Source organism: Flavobacterium sp. TMP13 (assembly GCF_050847115.1).
Classification (GTDB): domain Bacteria; phylum Bacteroidota; class Bacteroidia; order Flavobacteriales; family Flavobacteriaceae; genus Flavobacterium.
Window position 1 is genome coordinate 1522482 of sequence record NZ_CP193656.1, and the last position, 19777, is coordinate 1542258.

General features: G+C 33.6%; 13 protein-coding genes and 1 riboswitch. Of the genes, 7 read left to right on the forward strand and 6 right to left on the reverse strand.

Annotated features, from left to right (window positions below; translation table 11 throughout):
• Window positions 1-87 precede the first annotated feature (87 nt).
• Window positions 88-2733, reverse strand: coding sequence for a carboxypeptidase-like regulatory domain-containing protein (locus ACRASX_RS06650; RefSeq protein WP_432222839.1), 2646 nt, complete (start codon window positions 2731-2733; stop codon window positions 88-90).
• Window positions 2733-3419, reverse strand: a complete 687-nt coding sequence (locus ACRASX_RS06655) for a GLPGLI family protein (RefSeq protein WP_432222840.1) — start codon at window positions 3417-3419, stop codon at window positions 2733-2735. The genes ACRASX_RS06650 and ACRASX_RS06655 overlap by 1 nt, the downstream gene beginning before the upstream one ends.
• Before the next feature lie 468 nt (window positions 3420-3887).
• Here ACRASX_RS06655 and ACRASX_RS06660 point away from each other — a divergent pair, with 468 nt between their 5' ends.
• From ACRASX_RS06660 to ACRASX_RS06675, 4 genes are all read left to right on the forward strand, one after another.
• Window positions 3888-4865, forward strand: a complete 978-nt coding sequence (locus ACRASX_RS06660; RefSeq protein WP_432222841.1) for a pyruvate dehydrogenase complex E1 component subunit beta — start codon at window positions 3888-3890, stop codon at window positions 4863-4865.
• A gap of 65 nt (window positions 4866-4930) precedes the next feature.
• Window positions 4931-7435, forward strand: a complete 2505-nt coding sequence (locus ACRASX_RS06665; protein ID WP_432222842.1) for a DUF5686 family protein — start codon at window positions 4931-4933, stop codon at window positions 7433-7435.
• A gap of 142 nt (window positions 7436-7577) precedes the next feature.
• Window positions 7578-8108, forward strand: a complete 531-nt coding sequence (locus tag ACRASX_RS06670) for an inorganic diphosphatase (RefSeq protein WP_066312968.1) — start codon at window positions 7578-7580, stop codon at window positions 8106-8108.
• A 105-nt stretch (window positions 8109-8213) separates the two neighbouring features.
• Window positions 8214-10775, forward strand: coding sequence for a sodium-translocating pyrophosphatase (locus ACRASX_RS06675; protein WP_432222843.1), 2562 nt, complete (start codon window positions 8214-8216; stop codon window positions 10773-10775).
• A gap of 72 nt (window positions 10776-10847) precedes the next feature.
• Here the strand turns inward: ACRASX_RS06675 and ACRASX_RS06680 are convergent, their stop codons facing one another.
• From ACRASX_RS06680 to metK, 4 genes are all read right to left on the reverse strand, one after another.
• Window positions 10848-11462 (reverse strand): deoxynucleoside kinase, encoded by a 615-nt coding sequence (locus ACRASX_RS06680; protein ID WP_066312974.1) that lies wholly within the window; start codon window positions 11460-11462, stop codon window positions 10848-10850.
• On the reverse strand, window positions 11462-12262 hold the full coding sequence (locus ACRASX_RS06685) for a hypothetical protein (protein ID WP_432222844.1): 801 nt from the start codon (window positions 12260-12262) through the stop codon (window positions 11462-11464). Before ACRASX_RS06685 ends, ACRASX_RS06680 begins: the two co-directional genes overlap by 1 nt.
• Before the next feature lie 86 nt (window positions 12263-12348).
• Window positions 12349-14127, reverse strand: a complete 1779-nt coding sequence (locus ACRASX_RS06690) for a DUF4153 domain-containing protein (protein ID WP_432222845.1) — start codon at window positions 14125-14127, stop codon at window positions 12349-12351.
• A gap of 141 nt (window positions 14128-14268) precedes the next feature.
• A complete protein-coding gene (gene metK / locus ACRASX_RS06695) occupies window positions 14269-15519 on the reverse strand; it encodes a methionine adenosyltransferase (protein ID WP_432222846.1) in 1251 nt (416 codons plus the stop codon).
• Window positions 15520-16371: 852 nt separating this feature from the next.
• Here metK and ACRASX_RS06700 point away from each other — a divergent pair.
• The 3 genes from ACRASX_RS06700 (at window position 16372) to ACRASX_RS06710 (ending at window position 19773) form a co-directional block, all read left to right on the forward strand.
• A complete protein-coding gene (locus ACRASX_RS06700) occupies window positions 16372-17646 on the forward strand; it encodes an O-acetylhomoserine aminocarboxypropyltransferase/cysteine synthase family protein (protein ID WP_432222847.1) in 1275 nt (424 codons plus the stop codon).
• Between the two features lie 594 nt (window positions 17647-18240).
• A complete protein-coding gene (locus tag ACRASX_RS06705; RefSeq protein ID WP_432222848.1) occupies window positions 18241-18444 on the forward strand; it encodes a hypothetical protein in 204 nt (67 codons plus the stop codon).
• Between the two features lie 178 nt (window positions 18445-18622).
• Window positions 18623-18730, forward strand: a riboswitch (SAM riboswitch).
• A gap of 80 nt (window positions 18731-18810) precedes the next feature.
• Entirely contained in the window at window positions 18811-19773 is a 963-nt protein-coding gene (locus ACRASX_RS06710) for an alpha/beta fold hydrolase (protein WP_432222849.1), read from the forward strand.
• Window positions 19774-19777: the final 4 nt, after the last annotated feature.

Below are 19777 nucleotides of genomic sequence, written 5' to 3' on the forward strand. Positions count from 1 at the left end.
TGATATCGTTTTACAAATTTAAAGCTTTAATTTGAATATTTTACTATGCACGCATAATATTTTAGTAAAACTATTTCGATTTCGTTATCAGAGTTTAATTTTAGCAGAGACCATGTAATATCCTGCTAATGTTTGCGATGTTTTCTCTTGATTGTAGTTGGCGAATCTCAAAATTTTGATTTCTTCGTTGTTCTTAATGTTGAAAATATTACTGCCGAAAGCACTTAGTTCAATTTTTGATTTTGGAATTTTGTATCTGATCTTTGGACTAAAATTATAAATCGTATTTTGAGCAGTGGTAGATTTAAAATTTTCAACACTAAAGGAACTACTAAAGGACAGTTGTTGTGTTAGCTGTATGCTGGTGTTGAAATTTGGGCTTAGTACCGTAAGTAAGTTTTTAGAGAAATTGTCGGTATAGATTTCTTTAGAATATTGTATGCCGGTTTCAAACTGTATATTTTTATTCTTTAACCTTGATACCAATGCGATAAATCCAGTAGCTGTTTCCGAATGTAGAGAATTTTTTAAATTCTCGTAGAAAATGTGTTTTACATTGGCCGAATATGAAATGCTGCCTTTTACTGAAAAGGGAAAATTTGTAAATTGTTTTTCTGAAAACACAAACGAATCAAAGTAGTTTTCGTACGGTGTAATTTTATAAAGGATTAAATTCGAGTTTTGAGACGCAAACGAATTAGTAGTGATTGGATTTTTAGAACGTAAGGAAGAGACTCTTGATAAAATATTAAATTTTCTTTTAAAATTATTATAATAATATTCAGCAGTAGCTTGGCTGCTTTTATTAATAGTATTATATCTAACATCATCATTTCCGTATTGAGTTCTGTAATCAGTACTAATTTGATTTTGAATGGTGTTTTCTGATGCAACCAACTTGGTGTTTAATGCATAATTGAATTTGATGTAATGCTGTTTGCTAAAATTAGTCTTCATTGTAAAACTGGGTGTAAATAATGATTTATTCGTCTCGTTGTAACGTGTCTGAAGTTTAAGTGAAGTATGCGCTAGTGAAGTAGTAAATTTTGTTTTAGAAGTTAGATTAAATTGAGAGACAAGACCTATCGTGTGGATGCGGTTTTGTATATATTCACTATTGTTAAAAGAGCTAAAGTTGGTCTCGAAGCTGTCAAATTGATCTTTTTTTTGAGTCAGTTCTGTAAGTAAAGTTAATGGTAGTTTATGGATGTTAAAATCATAAGAGGCATTTAAACTTATAGTCTTTTTTATCGATTGGGTATTTTGATTGATTTGATAAGTGCCTGACGGAAAATTTAAGTTTAAAAAAGGTTGATTCGCTGTGATTTGTAAGTCATTTAATTTGTTGCTTATATCTTGAGCTGCTCTAATTTTTATGTTTTTATTGTTTTTCAAGGATGTTGTGTATTCTAAACTATGGCTGAAGTTAAAATCAACAGCGTGGTTTTCTGATTCATTTGAACTGTTAGTATTCGAAAGAAATAGTAGGTTGTTTTTCTTAAAGCTTGACACTGAAGAACTATAATTTACTATGGATTTTTCGTTGCTTTTATAAGTTGCATCAATCGCAGTTGTGTTAAAAAATGATTTCTCAGAGTCTTTTCTAGTTTCTCTATTTAAAAAACTGCTAGTGCTAGTATAGAATTCTTCTTTAATTAGTTGTTCTTCTATTTGTGTGCTAGTGTTGAAAAGAGAAAATGCATTGACTTGAACTTTTTGGGACGAAAAATATTTTAAATTTAAGCCAGTAAAGTAAGAGTCTCTGTTCTTGACATTATTTCCCAATGTTAAAAAACGAGGTAAATCTTCATTTCTCGAAAATGTAACTTCGCCAGCGTTGAGGTCATTTTTTTTATTAACGAAAGTTTGATAGTCATTTACAGTAATCGATAGTTCGCCAGTAGTATTAGAATCACTAATAAGACTGATAAATATTTTTTTTCCAAAATTAAACAGTGTTGCATGTAAATTAAATTTGTTTTCACCAACACCAGCTAACAAATTTCCTGTTACTCTGTTTTTATACTGTTCTTTAATTGAAACATTAATGGCTGTTAATCCTGATTCTTCATTCTTTTTAATTTTTTTAAAATCAGTATAATTTTTAATAATCGCAATATTTTTTACCATTTCAGCATTAATATTATCTGTCGCTATTTTATGTTGGTCTGTAAAAAATTCTTGACCATCTATTAATAATCGGTCCACTGTTTTTCCGTGCACTTTTATTTTTCCTTGATTGTCAACATTTAGTCCCGGTAATTTATTTAAAATATCTTTAAGGTTTTCTTCGGTACCATTCATGAATTTTTCGATGCGATAGTGTAAAGTATCTCCAACTTCAGTCATCCCAGAACTTTCTTTTTCAATAAGAATCTCTTTTAATTCTATAGAAGACTCTTCTAAAATAATGTTTTTTAAATCGAGTAACGAGCTGGTTATATTAATTTCTTTTATACTAGTTTTAAATCCTAAAGCGGTAATTCTAAGGTGATAATTTCCTTTCTTATTTATATTTAGGTTAAAAACACCTATGTTGTTTGATTGTCCAAAAGCAATAGTTTGTTCGTCTTTACTTAATTTTATTTGTACGCTGGCATTACTAACTGTCTTGTTTGTTTGAGATACAATTTTTCCTGTCACCATATTTTGCGAATAAATACCACTTGAAAGGAACAAAAAAAAGCAGATGAACTGCTTTTCTATATTTTTTCTAGTTTTTAAAATCTTCATTACCGATTTTTTTGAGCAGAAAACTCTTTATAGCTTAAATCTGCTGCATTGTTTTTAGGTTCCTCTATGGATGTATTCTCTTTAGATACTTGCAATTTTTCAAATGTTTCAATGACGCTGTCATCTAACTCTATTTGCATGATAAAACCAGGTAAACCTGAATAATGCGTCGGCCCTCCATCTATTGGAATATCTTCGCAATACCATGCAATAACTTTTTGGTTACTGTTAAAATAGGTGTTTGTAGTGGTTGCTTTTTTGCAGTTGTATCCGCTGATTATTTGGTTTTCAGATTCTAATTTCCAATTAAATTTTGGTAAAGGCTCTTTTATAGTAACGTCGTTGCTCTCTTTTGTATACAGTACTTTGTATATTTTACTTTCTTCGTTTTTAAAATAAGTGACAGAAGACGCTGTTTTGTAGGTTCTTGTTGTCTGAAAAGCATGGTCATCTTTGTTTATGGAGGCGGTATCTACAGTGGTTCTTTCATCAGAAATCAATTTTTGAATTGACTTCTTATTTGAATACAGATAACTATAGATTTTTGGCTTTTTAGCTCTTTCCGACAGTTCTGTATGGTCTCCAACTCCTTTTAATGATTTAGAAATTAGAATGGCTTTAAGCGTTTGAGAGTAGCAAAAAGAAGTTAGTAGAAATGCAATTAATAATAGTAGATTTTTTTTCATTGGATTTTAAAATCGTTGATTAAGTATAAGTGCTGTCAATTAGAATTCTAAGTGTTCAAGAATTAAAAATCGAACCTAGACAAAATTGTGTATTTCTGGAATTTGCTGTCCCTATTTTATAAACTATTTTCACTTTGCTGATTGTATTAATTAGAGGAATGATAGTCCCTACGATTACTTGTAATTTTTAGGGGTTAAATAAATAGAAATAAAATGAACTTTGCAAGAATTTACTGCAGAAGATTGCTGTGGCTTTTGAAAGATAATTGGGTTAGATATTTAAATAATTAATGTGCAATTGCATATTAATTATTTGCTTTGTTGCCAGCTAAGATGCATTTTTGTGAAATCTGTTGGAATTGCCACATCAAAGGCATCGAATATGTTTATTTTAAACTAACATTATGCTTTTTAATGAGATAAAATAATTAATTTTGCAGTTCGAAAATTACATCAACAATAATAAATATGAGAACAATACAATTTAGAGAGGCCATTTGCGAAGCGATGAGTGAAGAAATGCGTCGCGATGAATCCATATATTTAATGGGAGAAGAAGTTGCTGAGTATAATGGAGCTTACAAAGCATCAAAAGGAATGCTTGATGAGTTTGGTGCAAAAAGAGTAATCGACACACCAATCGCAGAGTTAGGTTTTACGGGTATTGCAGTAGGTTCTGCTATGAACGGTTGCCGTCCTATTGTAGAGTACATGACGTTCAACTTCTGTTTAGTAGGTATTGATCAAATTATTAATAATGCAGCAAAAATGCGTCAAATGACAGGTGGGCAATTTAATGTGCCAATCGTTTTTCGTGGACCAACTGCTTCGGCAGGACAATTGGGAGCAACGCATTCACAAGCTTTAGAAAACTGGTTTGCAAATACACCAGGTCTTAAAGTGATCGTTCCTTCTACTCCTTATGATGCAAAAGGATTATTAAAAGCAGCTATTCGCGATCACGACCCGGTTATTTTTATGGAATCGGAGCAGATGTATGGTGACAAAGGAGAAGTTCCTGACGGAGAATACGTATTGCCTATTGGCGTGGCTGATATTAAAAGAGAAGGTACGGATGTAACAATTGTTTCTTTCGGAAAAATTATAAAAGAAGCTTATGTTGCTGCTGATGAATTGGCTAAAGAAGGGATCTCTTGTGAGATTATTGACTTAAGAACCGTTCGTCCAATGGATAAAGATGCGATTATCAAATCGGTTAAAAAGACAAATCGATTGGTTATTCTAGAAGAAGCTTGGCCGTTTGCTAGTATTTCTTCTGAAATCACGTACTTAGTTCAAGAGCAAGCATTCGACTTTTTAGATGCGCCAATACAACGTATTACAACTGCAGATACACCAGCGCCTTATTCACCAGTTTTGTTAAAAGAATGGTTGCCAAATTCTGGTGACGTGATCAAAGCAGTGAAAAAAGTATTGTACAAATAATAAAAACAGCATACTACTTAAGCTTCATCATTTAGTTATATTTGATGAAGCTTTTTTTGTAAATTATGAAAAAATCAATTTTTATCTGCGTTAATTTTCTCGTTGCTTTTGCTAGTTGCGTTTTTGCACAAACTAAAGTGAGCGGAGTTGTTTTTGATGCGTCTAACTCGCTACCGATTCCGTATGCGAACGTTGTTTTTCAGGGTTCTAAAATTGGAACAGTCTCAAATGAAGACGGTCGTTTTTATTTAGAAACAGAGCAAGATTTTGACGCACTTATTGTCAGTTCGGTTGGATTTTCAGATAAAATACTGTCTTTAGATAAAGCGGTGAGCTACAACTTGAAAATTTTTCTAAAAGAACCGCAGGCGTTAAGCGAGGTAATGATTTTTACCGGAAAAACGTCCAAAAAAGACAATCCTGCGCTTGAAATCCTAAGAAAGATTTGGGCTCATAAACGTAAAAATGGGTTGTATCTTTTCAATCAATACCAAATGGAAAAGTACGAAAAAGTCGAATTTGACATGAACACTATTGATAGTGCATCCATGAAAAATAAGCTTTTTAAAGGAATGGAGTTTATCTTTAATCACGTAGACACTTCTAGCGTTACGGGTAAGACTTATTTACCAATTTTTATAAATGAATCATTGTACGATGTTTACGGCGATAATACGCTTAAAAAAACAAAAGAAAATTTAAAAGCAAGTAAAACGTCTGGTTTTGAAGGAAATCAGCAAATTTTAGCGTTTGTAAAAGACTTGTATTCTGATTATAATATATACGACAACCATCTTAAGTTTTTCGATAAAAGTTTTACTAGTCCATTATCGACTACAGGAATTGATGTGTACAATTATATTTTACGCGACAGTACTTTTATAGGTAACAAATGGTGCTACAATATTGTTTTTTATCCGAGAAGAAAAAATGAACTGACTTTTAAAGGTGATTTCTGGGTAAATGACACCACTTTTGCCATCAAAAAAATTAATATGGCCGTAACGAAAAGTGCTAATATTAACTGGGTAAAAGACATTTATATTGAACAAGAATTTGACGTAGAGAACGATTCAGTGTTTTTGCTAACGCGAGATTATATGATGTCTGATTTTGCTTTGAATAAAAAAGAAGAATCAAAAGGAATGTATGGTAAACGTACCACGCTTTTTAGAGATCATCAATTTAATGTAGAGAAACCATCTGAGTTTTATAAAGAAAAAGTAAACTATATCGACAACGAAGTTTACAATAAATCTGAAGAGTTTTGGACGGAGAATCGTTTTGAGAAATTAAACAAAGACGAGCAAGGTATTTATAAAATGTTGGATACGTTACAAACGGTCAAAAAGTTCAATCAATTGTATAGTCTCTTTACTATTTTAGGTAGTGGTTATGTAGCATTTCCTAATATTGATTTTGGACCTATTCTTTCGACAATTGGGTATAATGAAGTTGAAGGGTTTCGTTTGCGAGTTGGTGGTCGAACGTATTTTGGACGCAATGACTTATGGCGTCTTCAAGCGTACACCGCGTACGGATTTACAGATAACAAATTTAAATACGGCGTTTCTGGAAAATGGATGGTTGACACCAAAAACCGAATTATTCTATCGGCAGGAAATCGTCGCGATGTAGAACAAATTGGAGCTAGTTTAACGTCAACGAGTGATGTTTTAGGTCGAAGTGTCGCATCTTCTTCTTTGTTTACAGTTGGCGGAAATGGAAAATTAACCAACATCAATTTGTCCAGTGTCGCCGCAGAAATAGAGCCAGCTAAGAACTTAACTGTTGCCTTAGCATTTTCGTATAGAACTTTAGCATCGGCATCGAAAACATTTAGTTTAGATTATTATACCGCATTGCCAAACACTTTAAATCCCGCAGGTGTAGTAGAAAGTAATGTGAAACAATCGGAGGCGAGCATAGAAATCGAATTCACTCCAAAGAGAAAAACAATTGGTTACGGTGTAGAACGAAGTGATGTTGATAGTCCATACAGTCGCTTTTTTGTAAATTACAGCCACGGTTTTAAAGGTGTTTTAGACAGTGATTTTATGTACGATAAAATTCAGTTATTCTATAAACAACCGATAATTATTGGACCTTTAGGTCGATCTGATATCATTTTAGAAACTGGTAAGACGTTTGGAACTGTTCCTTTGGGTTTACTGAGTATTATTCCAGGAAATCAAAGCTATTTTACCATTAAAAACACGTTTAATAATTTAAGTTATTATGAGTTTGTATCCGATGAATATGCCACTTTAAAATGGGAACACAATTTTGGAGGCAGACTTTTTGGAAGAATCCCGATGATGCGTAAATTGAATTGGCGCGAAATTATTGGTGTTAAATCGGTTTACGGACACATATCAGAAAACAATAGAGCGATCAATGCTTCTGGTTTAGTGTACAAAGCACCAGAAGATGTATATTGGGAGTACAGCGCTGGAATAGGGAATATTTTTAAAGTATTCCGTTTGGATTTTTCTTGGAGAGGAAATTATCGAGATATGCCAGATGCAAATAAATTTGCATTAATAGGCTCTTTCGGTTTTTATTTTTAAGAAAAAGGCTCAAAATCAAATATTGTTGCCACTCAAGCGATCTCATTGAGCATTAATACAGATATAACTGTAAAAAGCTTTTGAGAAAGAGGATTCTTTGCCTATTTTTGCAACCGAAATTAAAAGACTAATAAAAAATAAAATGACCGCAGACAAAATAACTACTTTCGATGTTTTAATCGAAATACCAAGAGGAAGCAGAAATAAATACGAGTACGATTTTGAAATCAAAAGAATGCGTTTTGATAGAATGTTGTTTTCGTCGATGATGTATCCTGCAGATTACGGATTTATTCCTGAAACTCTAGCATTGGATGGAGATCCATTAGATGTACTCGTTTTGGTAACCGAACCAACTTTTCCTGGTTGTGTTATGGAAGTGAAGCCAATCGGTGTTTTTCATATGGCAGATGATAAAGGACCAGATGAAAAAATTATTTGTGTACCGATGTCAGATCCAATCTGGAATTCATTAAATGACTTGTCTGATATGAATCCGCATTTGGTTAAAGAAATCGAGCATTTCTTCCAAGTGTATAAAGATCTTGAGAACAAAAAAGTTGATGTTGGTGGCTGGGGAGACGTAAAAGAGGCATACTCTATTATTGCAGAATGTACCGAGCGTTTTAATGCAATTCCAAATAAACCAGAAGGATTATTTAGTATTAAATAAAGGCATATTAAAATTTTATAAAAAAAGCAACACTCCGTTAAGAGTGTTGCTTTTTTGTTTAAATTCGTTTAGTAACAGACTATTAACCAAAACCAAAAACCAATTATGAATGCATTTATGATTTATTTGCCAATAGTTATGGCCATTTTAGGATTACTTTTTATGGGAATAAAAAGGAGTTGGGTGTTAAAGCAAGATCCTGGAGATGGTAAAATGAAAACCATTTCTGATCATATTTACGAGGGAGCACTCGCTTTCTTAAAAGCAGAATATAAATTATTAGCCATATTTGTCGTTTTAGCTAGTATTGTTTTAGCTGGAATTACTTTCATTCCAGGAGTTCAAACCCATTTACTTATTGTCATCGCTTTTGTTTTTGGAGCTTTTTTCTCCGCCTTGGCAGGAAATATGGGAATGAAGATTGCAACCAAAACCAATGTTAGAACTACACAAGCGGCAAGAACAAGTTTGCCACAAGCTTTAAAAGTTTCGTTTGGCGGAGGAACCGTTATGGGACTAGGAGTTGCCGGTTTAGCTGTTTTAGGTTTAACCGGTTTTTTTATTCTTTTCTTTCAAATTTTTATGGATGGCGCTTGGACTTCTACTGATGACATGACCAAGGTTTTAGAAACATTAGCAGGATTTTCGTTAGGTGCGGAGTCTATTGCTCTTTTTGCCAGAGTAGGAGGCGGAATTTACACCAAAGCTGCTGATGTGGGAGCCGATTTAGTGGGAAAAATAGAAGCTGGTATTCCAGAAGATGATCCAAGAAATCCCGCTACAATTGCGGATAATGTAGGTGACAATGTAGGTGATGTAGCCGGAATGGGAGCCGACTTGTTTGGTTCGTATGTTGCAACCGTTTTGGCTGCAATGGTTTTAGGAAATTACGTCATCAAGGACATGGGCGGTAATTTACAAGATGCTTTTGGCGGAATTGGTCCTATTTTATTGCCAATGGCCATTGCTGGTTTCGGAATTCTATTTTCTATTATAGGAACCATGTTGGTAAAGATATCAGATGAAAATGCTAAAGAAGCACAAGTACAAAAAGCATTAAATGTAGGAAATTGGATTTCTATCGCCTTAACTGCCCTTTGTTGTTTCTTTTTGGTACAATATATGTTGCCCGAAACCATGCAAATGAACTTTTTTGGAGAAGGAATAAAAGATATATCTTCCATGCGTGTATTTTACGCAACAATTGTCGGACTTATTGTTGGTGGAGCTATCTCTTCAGTAACCGAATATTATACGGGTTTAGGAACAAGACCTGTTATGGCTATTGTTCAGAAGTCTGCTACAGGAGCAGGTACAAATGTAATTGCCGGTTTAGCCACCGGAATGATTTCTACGTTTCCAACGGTGCTTTTATTTGCCGCAGCTATTTGGTCTTCTTACGCCTTAGCGGGGTTTTACGGAGTAGCTTTGGCTGCTTCAGCAATGATGGCGACTACGGCGATGCAATTGGCAATTGATGCTTTCGGACCAATTTCTGATAATGCAGGAGGAATTGCAGAAATGAGCGAATTGCCAAAAGAGGTACGTATGCGGACTGATATTTTGGATTCAGTAGGAAACACCACAGCGGCAACAGGAAAAGGATTTGCAATTGCTTCGGCAGCGCTTACTTCATTGGCTTTGTTTGCTGCTTATGTCACTTTCACTGGCATTGACGGAATTAATATTTTTAAAGCGCCTGTTTTAGCCATGTTATTTATTGGAGGAATGGTTCCCGTAGTTTTTTCTGCTTTGGCAATGAATTCTGTAGGTAAAGCAGCCATGGATATGGTCTACGAAGTGCGCCGTCAATTTAGAGAAATTCCCGGTATAATGGAAGGTACAGGAAAACCAGAATATGGTAAATGCGTGGAGATTTCTACAAAGGCTGCTTTGCGCGAAATGATGTTGCCAGGAGTGTTAACCATTGGCTTTCCTATAGCAATTGTATTGTTAGGAAAGTTGGTTTACGGAAGCAACAATCAGTTGATAGCGGAAATGTTAGGAGGATATATGGCAGGTGTGACTGTTTCAGGCGTGCTTTGGGCCGTTTTTCAAAACAATGCTGGTGGTGCGTGGGATAATGCTAAAAAATCTTTTGAAGCTGGAGTTTTAATTAACGGAGAAATGACTTTTAAAGGTTCTGAGGCGCACAAAGCAGCAGTAACGGGAGATACAGTTGGGGATCCTTTTAAGGACACTTCTGGTCCTTCTATGAATATTTTAATCAAATTAACTTGTTTAATTGGTTTGGTGATTGCGCCGATTTTAGGAGATGGACACAGTTCTCAAACGAGTATGAGTTCTAATGCGTGCTGTTCTGAAATGGAAATGCAGATGGGAAACAACATGCACAATAGCTCGGCAAAAATGGTACAAATGAGTAAAGAAGAATGCATGCAAATGTGTAAAGAGGAAGGCCATACTGAGGAAGAAATGAAAAAATGTATGGCTAGTCATAATGCTGCAAATGAAAAGGGCAAATTCCAAAAAACTGATTGTTTTGATACCACTAAATATAGTAAAAACAGTGTTGAGGTTAATTTGTCTACTGAAAATGGAGTCACGGTGGGAACGTTAACTAAAACCGAAAATGGTAAAGCCACGACTAGAATTTTTGAAGGGACAGAGGCAGAAGTAAAAGCAAAAATTGACGCGGTACATTAAATGCTATAATTACTTTTAAATATAAAATGCCTCGTTTATAGCGAGGCATTTGGTTTATAATTTTTTGTAGATTTAAAAAAGACCGTTGATTTCGGCGTCAATTCTATTAATGATGTTTCCTAAATCTTCAGGATTGTCAACAAAATTGATGTTGTCTACATCGATAATCAAAAGTTTTCCTTTGTTGTAGGTTTGTACCCAAGCTTCATATCTTTCGTTCAATCGGCTTAAATATTCGATCGAGATTGAGTTTTCGTAGTCACGTCCTCGTTTATGAATTTGCCCTACCAAGTTTGGAATCGAACTTCTCAAATAAATCAACAAATCGGGTGGCTTTACTAACGATTCCATTAATTCAAATAATGAAGTGTAATTTTCAAAATCACGACTCGTCATTAAACCCATTGCGTACAAGTTGGGAGCAAAAATATAAGCATCTTCATAAATTGTTCGATCCTGAATTACTTTTTTACCTGTTTCTCTTATTTGTTGCACTTGGCGAAAACGGCTGTTTAAGAAATAAATCTGCAAATTAAACGACCAACGCTCCATTTGATGGTAAAAATCATCCAAATACGGATTGTCAACAACGTCTTCATAATGAGGTTCCCACTTAAAGTGCTTCGCTAATAACTTGGTTAAAGTAGTTTTTCCTGCGCCTATATTTCCTGCTATTGCTATATGCATTACGGTAGTATGAGTTTATAATTTGTCTTCTCAGCAGATGTAAAAATAGATAAAATTTGGTCTTTGTAGTAGAAATTTTCAAAGGTTTTTTCTGAAAGTAAAATGGGCATTTTTACGGAATTTTTCTGATCGATAATTTCAGTAAAAAACAAGAGATTATCCTTCATATAAATAAATTGGGAATCATTTAAAAGCTGAATTCGATCAAAAAGAGGAGCTTTTGCCAGTAGGATAATTTTTCCGAATGGATCGCAACTGTACCAATTTTGGTCTGTATCAATCCAATAGAAATTATTGAAATCTGTCTGATAATAGATAAAATTACTTTTTAAAGGAATTGATATGTTTTTATATTCATTATTCAAATAATTGTAAAGCCCAATTTGCTGCGTTAAACTATTGTAGACCCACAATTGATTTTGAGAAGCCATTCCGACAGCGGTCGCCATAATAGCATTAGATTTCTCCGAAAAATGGATCACAGTAGTTTCGTTGAGCTGATTGTCGATCAACGCGACACTATTAAAACCTTCGTAAAATACGGCAATTCGTAGCGGATTGATTAAATCGACTGTAGTGATTTTTCCTAAATAAATATTCTTATACGTAAACGTTTGATTTTTATCTGATTTAAAGAGTGTGTTATCTTTGATTTTATACAAATAATCAAAGGAATCTACTCCAACAAACAGAACTTTATCAATAGTTTGAGTCGAAAGATATGACGCTGATAAAGTTGGTACTTGAGCCACAACTGCGCTAAGTTGTAAAATCAAAAACAGCAGAACTATTTTTTTCATAATGGGTTAAAATGCTAAAATACAAAAATTAGCGGTACAACAGCTTTTGATTAATGAGGCTTAGTACCTGCTGTTCTCGCTCTAAATTACTTTTTAACCTTTACCAATATTCTCAAAGAATAAGTATTTATAGACTTTTTAGTACTATTTCTAGTTCCGTTTAAATTTATGTACTGAATTGAAATTTGATATTTTGAATGGTCAACCACCTGCGTTATTCTTTTCTTATCAGATCTCTCTTGATCAAACACGAGATTGTTATTTATAAACTCAAATATCTTTAAAGGAATTACATCATTATTTAAATGTAAATCAAGTCCATACTTGCTTTTCGTTGATTTGATTGAGTAGTTTATTTTGTTAATTGCTATACAATCTGTACAATTAAATTCAGAATAATTAGTAACAGTAAGAGCCATGTCGTAACCGCTTATGTTTTCTACAGTACTATCTGAATTTTCGTAAAAAGAGTAATAAAAATTATTTCTAACATCGTTTTCTGTCGCATATTCAGAATGGTATTCTAAACCTAAAGCCTCCATTATTTCAGTTGAACTGGGATTTTTATTCTTTTGAAATAAATTAGTTAGTTTGTCTTTTGTTTGCGGAATGATGAGGATGTTTGCATCATAATTTTTATCTAAAAAATTCACAATGCTACTTAAGTCTTTCTCTTGATTAAAATTTAATTTCTCTTTTTCTGTTTTTTTAATGTATGATTCATAGCGATTCAATTGACTGTTTTTAGAAACGCTGCTGGCACTTTGTGGGCCAATAATCGAAAGAAGTCCTGCAATACACATACTGATAGGTATGAATTTTATTTTAGGTTCTTTTTGAATTAAAAGATAAGCCACCACAAACGCTAGCCAGATGGAAAGTAATAAAACATAAAAGCGTTCAGGAGTAACTCCGTAAAGGCTGATGCGATAAATAATGGCCCAGAAAAGTAAGCCTAATAAAGGAATTAATAGAAAATAAAACCATCGGTTAAAAGTGCGCATCCAAAGATTTCCTACGTTTGAAGCTATAGGGTACACTAGTAGAAAAGATAGAATTCCGAAAATTGCAAATATCAAAACCAAATAGGAAACCCATCCAATTGGCAGAGAGAACGTCAGAATTATTTGTACTTCATAACCAATTAAAATAATTAGGTATAAACTAATCAATGGTAGCAAAATGAACTGCGTAAAATTTTTAAGTCCGTTCGGATACTTTAATTGCAGCGGTTCTGTGTCATTTTTTATGAGTGGAATGCCGTTTAAAAAGAAGATTGAATTGAAAATTCCTGCAATCACATAAAACAGATAAGCAAAAATTTCGTTTGGAAAAGGAACTTGGAATAATTCTTTAACAGCAAATAGGGCTAATGCTAGTCCAGAATAAAGAACAATACTATACAATGATGCCGTTAAAATTCTAAGGAAAAGTTGCTTATTAAATTCCCAAAACTCATTTTGATTGTATTTTTTCGGTAAAAAAGCGGCAAAAGAAACCAGTAAATGCAAGCAAATACTGAGGACCAAGAATTGTTGTGTTTGTAAAGTTGTTATTTGTTCATCAAAATTAAAAACAAAAGCTACTAAGAGTGCTCCTAAAAGTAAGCTAGTAGCAAAGCGAAGCAAACTATTTTTTTGAGAAGTTACAAAGTATAAACTAACAGATATAAATAATACAAAGCATAAAGAACTGCTTAGGATGGCTTTAATAAAAAGTTCTTTTAATGGGTTGTCGTATTCAGCATTATCAAGTAAAATAGCAAAAATTGTCCCTAAGATAGCTGCAGTAACTTCCAACGGAAATCTTAAAACTGTTTTGAAAGTGGCTTTTAAGACGTTTTTTATGGAGGGAAATTTCGACATTTTTTAATAGTTTGTTAAAAGCACAGAAAAATAGCACAAGTTACAAAAGTAGCTTTTTAAGGATATTTTCTTCTACAGATTTACAAAAAAAACCGCAATTAGTTACAATTGCGGTTTTTGATGTATTTATAATTTAAATTTTTACAATCCAAAAGCGGTTTTAATTTGGTCAACAAAATCAAGTTTTTCCCAAGTAAATAATTCAACGGTAACTGTTTTTTCATGACCACCAGGAGCCGAAAAAGTTTTTGTTACTGTTTCTGGTGTACGTCCCATGTGTCCGTAAGCAGCAGTTTCACTGTAAATAGGATTTCTTAATTTTAAACGTTGCTCAATAAAGTACGGACGCATGTCGAAAATTTCAGAAACTTTTTTAGCAATTTCGCCATTAGTTAATTTTAATTTTGAAGTTCCGTAAGTATCAATAAAAATTCCCATTGGTTCAGCAACTCCAATGGCATAGGATACTTGTACTAAAATTTCATCTGCAACACCAGCAGCTACCAGGTTTTTAGCAATGTGACGTGTAGCGTAAGCTGCACTTCTGTCTACTTTACTTGGGTCTTTACCAGAGAAAGCACCACCACCATGAGCACCTTTACCACCGTAAGTATCTACAATAATTTTTCTTCCCGTTAATCCAGTATCTCCGTGAGGACCTCCGATTACGAATTTACCTGTTGGATTAATGTGGTATTTAATGGTATCGTTAAATAAATGGGCACTTTGTGGATTTTTAGCAACAATTCTCGGAATTAAAATTTCGATGATGTCTTTCTTGATTTTAGCCAACATTTCTGGCTCACTATCAAAATCGTCATGCTGTGTCGAAATAACAATTGCCTCAATACGAGTAGGTTTGTTGTCGTCGCTATATTCTAAAGTTACTTGCGATTTTGCATCAGGTCGTAGATAAGTGATTTCCTTATTTTCTCTTCTCAAAATTGCTAATTCTTGTAATAACTTGTGTGACAAGTCCAAAGCCAAAGGCATAAAGTTCTCGGTTTCGTTGGTTGCGTAACCAAACATCATTCCTTGATCTCCTGCACCTTGCTCTTCTTTGCTAGAACGATCAACACCTTGATTAATATCAGCAGATTGTTCGTGAATTGCAGATAAAATTCCGCAAGAATTTGCTTCGAACATGTATTCGCTTTTTGTGTAACCAATTTTCTTGATTACATCACGAGCAATTTGTTGTACATCGAGGTAGGTATTCGATTTTACTTCACCAGCCAAAATTACTTGTCCGGTAGTAACAAGAGTTTCGCAGGCTACTTTAGAGTCGGCATCGAAAGCCAAAAAGTTATCAATTAATGCATCCGAAATTTGATCTGCAACTTTATCAGGATGTCCTTCGCTAACAGATTCTGACGTAAATAAATAAGCCATAATAATTGTAAATTAAAATTAATTAAGAGGAGAATTTAATTGCGGAAAATGCTAAAGGAGAGTTCCTGCTTTAGCATTTTTTACTATCGAAATATTTTTTCAATAGTCATAACGAATCGTTTCATTATGAAGAGGTTGCAATCAGTTCAAATTTTTCCTCTGTATTTGATTGCAAAGGTATGAAACGATTTTGATTTGCAAATTAAAGTTTATGTTTTTTTATTTAAAACAAAAGTTAAATATAGCATCGCACCATTGCCTGAAATTATTTGCACATAAACTTGCATATGTAAAAAACTCTTCGCAGTTTTGTCTTTCTAAAAATAGAAAAAATGAATTTAATGATGGTCAACATGTTTTGCATGAAGTCGAATATATCGGCAGAGCGCTTTATTGACTAAATTTTAATTTTTAAAATATACCGATAAAACCTCTGCCCACAGCAGAGGTTTTTTTGTTTACATAGAAATATACTAAAAGATGATTCAGATACTATTACATAAAATGATAAAGTGCAACACGAAGTTTATGTCCGTGCCCGTCTGTTATTGCCAAAAGCGAAAGAGTTAACTCTTTTTATAGTTCACTATAAGCCCTTTTGGTCACATTCCAAAAGGGCTTTTTTTATAATCTTAAAGTTAAAAAAATCATGAAAACACACTATATATTTAAAATAATTTATTTTTTATTCCATATCAAAAAAGAGGGCTACCTTTTGCACAAAAATAGATTCAAAGGTTTGCTACATAGTGATGAATCACAGTCGCTGCATTCGCAATTGTATTTGCAAGAAGAAGAATCTCTTTTTATTTGAACCATTAAACTATTAACCTTAAAATAAAATTTACAATTATGAACACGCAACAATTTGAAACTAATGCATTGCATGCTGGACACGATGTTACCAAAACCGAAGGAACAAGAGCGGTGCCTATTTATCAAACCTCTTCTTATGTTTTTAAAAATTCAGAACATGCTGCCAATCTATTTGGATTAACAGAGCCAGGCTATATTTATACACGTTTAAACAACCCTACCAATGATATTTTAGAACAACGTTTGGCTGCCTTAGAAGGTGGAATAGGAGCAGTAGTAACTGCTTCGGGAACTGCGGCAATTACAACAGCCTTATTAGTTTTATTAAAAGCAGGCGATCATATTGTAGCGTCTAGCAGTTTGTATGGCGGAACATTTAATTTATTTAATGTTACGTTGCCAAGATTAGGCATTACAACCACTTTTGTGGATCCTGCTGATCCTGAAAATTTCGCAAACGCAATTAAAGATAATACTAGAACTATTTTTGTGGAGTCTTTAGGGAATCCAAAACTAGATATTTTAGATCTAAAAGCAATTTCTGTTGTGGCCAAGAAATTCGAAATTCCTTTTATTGTAGATAATACGGTTGCCTCTTCTTATTTATTGCAGCCCATTGAGCATGGAGCAGATATTGTAATTCACTCATTGACTAAATATATTGCTGGAAACGGAACTTCTTTGGGAGGAGCTATAATTGATGCTGGAACCTTTGATTGGAGTAGCGGAAAATTCCCAGAATTTACGACTCCATCAGCTGGATATCACGGATTAATTTATCATGAAGCGCTAGGTAAAGCCGCGTTTATTGCTAAAGCGAGAATTGAAGGGCTGCGTGATTTCGGCGCTGCTTTGAGTCCGTTTAACGCTTTTCAAATTATACAAGGATTAGAAACGCTTCCGCTTCGTGTACAAAAACACAGTGAAAATGGTTTAGCATTGGCTCAATGGCTAGAAGAGCAAGAAGAAGTGGCTTGGGTAAATTATCCCGGACTTCCGTCGAGCAAATACTACGACTTAGCAAAGAAATATTTTCCTAAAGGACAAAACGGACTGTTGACTTTTGGTTTGAAAGGTGGTTTTGAAGCAGCTAAAAAAGTAGTAGATAATACTAAATTATTCTCCCTATTAGCAAATATTGGAGATACGAAATCGTTGATTATTCACCCAGCAAGTACAACGCATCAGCAATTATCGACTGATGACCAAGCGGCCTCTGGCGTTTTTGCTGATTTGATTCGCCTTTCAGTTGGAATTGAAGCTATTGAAGATCTGAAAACAGATCTAAAAAATGCTTTTGGTGCTATATAATTGTAGAGATGTTTCTGCTTTCTAGTATTTAGTTTTTGTAAGAATTTTGAATTTAGTACGCATGCATAGTGTTTAGAGCTGTTTTTTTGCTAACCTATTTGTTTGTAAATGATAAGCCTCAATGGTTATCGAAATTTTCTTTGTAAAATCACTAAGAAAACATTGTAAATTATTAGGAAAAATTAAATATATTTTGCACTTTTGTAAAACCCAAAGAAAACCAGAATGAAATTTAATATTTGTAACCTAAATATCGTCCGTTCGGAAAAAAATTCCGGGTTGTGATTGCTTTAAAGTAAAGACTTTTTATATAGCAAAAGCCTCCCGTTTATTCAGGAGGCTTTTTGTGTTTACAAATAGAATATTCAAAATTAAATACTATGAATAGTAATTTTTCAAATAAAAAAAACCTTTTCTCTCTTGTCACCATTCGGTTTCAAGTGCAGGTCAGTTGATATCATAAGATTTAAGTTATAGCGCTTAAACCCTTTTGGTATTACAAATTCCAAAAGGGTTTTTTTATTAAAAAAAAGTACGTAACAATAAGATAAAATTAAAATAAACATATACTAACACGCATCTAAAAATAAAAACATGGAAACTAAAAATTACTTCGCAAGAACCTTCGGTTACTTAAGAACTTTTAGAACAAGAAGAAACGCAACAGCAAAAGTTGTAAATGAATTAATTCATTTAAGATTAGGATTTAATACTACAGCCAAAAAAGACGGTGCAGACACGGCCGACTGTTTAACATTTTTAATGTATTCAAAAGACAATGAAAACCTTTTCATCTAGTAGTGAAAGGTGATCTGTCTTAATTAGCAATCGTTTAGTACTGGATATATGTTATATTCAGCGATTGCTTGCGTCTATATGTTATATTTTTGTGAGAGTTGTAAATGAAAAATTTTAAATTTGTTTGTTTAAAAAATTAGTAGTTAATTTGCGTTAATAAGTTCACATACGTATTGAAATGTTATAAAGAAAGGACGAGGGATTAGACCCGGCGAATCCTTAGCAACCCTTCGGTAAATCGAAGAAGGTGCTGCATTCTACCACGCTCAACGTGGAAAGATAACAACAAGAATATCTCTAGTTCAATTCTAGTTTTTTCTTTTTAATATTTCCAGATACAAATCAAAAATAACAAAAGATTTGAAATTGGAAAATATAATCAACCCAATCCTGTTACAAAATTTTACTACCGAAAGTGGTGCTGTTTATTCTGAGTTACCCTTAAGCTATGCGCTATTTGGCCAACCTTTGCATACTGCTCCGATAGTTTTGGTTAATCATGCCTTGACAGGAAATGCGCAAGTTATTGGCGAAAATGGCTGGTGGAACGATTTGATTGGTGCAGAGAAAACAATCGACATTAATAAATACACCATTTTAGCATTTAATGTTCCAGGAAACGGAGTAGATTCTTTTTTAATTGAAAATCATCAAGATTTTACAGCAAGAGATGTTGCTCGTTTGTTCTTAAAAGGAATTGAAGACTTAAATATTAGTAAGTTACATACTGTGATTGGCGGTTCGGTTGGTGGAGGAATTGCCTGGGAAATGTTGGCTTTGTCTCCAAAAATTACCGAAAATTTAATTCCGATTGCAACCGACTGGAAGTCAACTGATTGGTTGATTGCCAATTGCTATTTGCAGGAGCAAATTTTAAAAAACTCCTCTCAGCCCATCGAAGATGCGCGCATTCATGCGATGTTGTGCTACCGTTCGCCCGAATCGTTTAAAGAGAAATTCAATAGAACGATTAATGAAAATTTAGCAGTTTTTAATGTCGAAAGTTGGTTGCAACATCACGGCACAAAATTACAGGAACGCTATCAATTGGCTTCTTATAAAATGATGAATCAATTATTAAAGACAATTGATATTACGCGGAATTCAGATGATTTTGAAACATTACTTTCAAAAACGGATGCTAACATTCATATTGTGGCGATCAATTCGGATTTGTTTTTTACACCCAGAGAAAATTTAGAAACGTATACTGACTTAAAAAAGTTCAAAGAAAATGTTTTTTACAAAGAAATAGATTCTGTTCACGGACATGATGCTTTTTTGATCGAGTACAAACAATTAGATAATTTGCTTAAATCTATTTTTTAAGCCA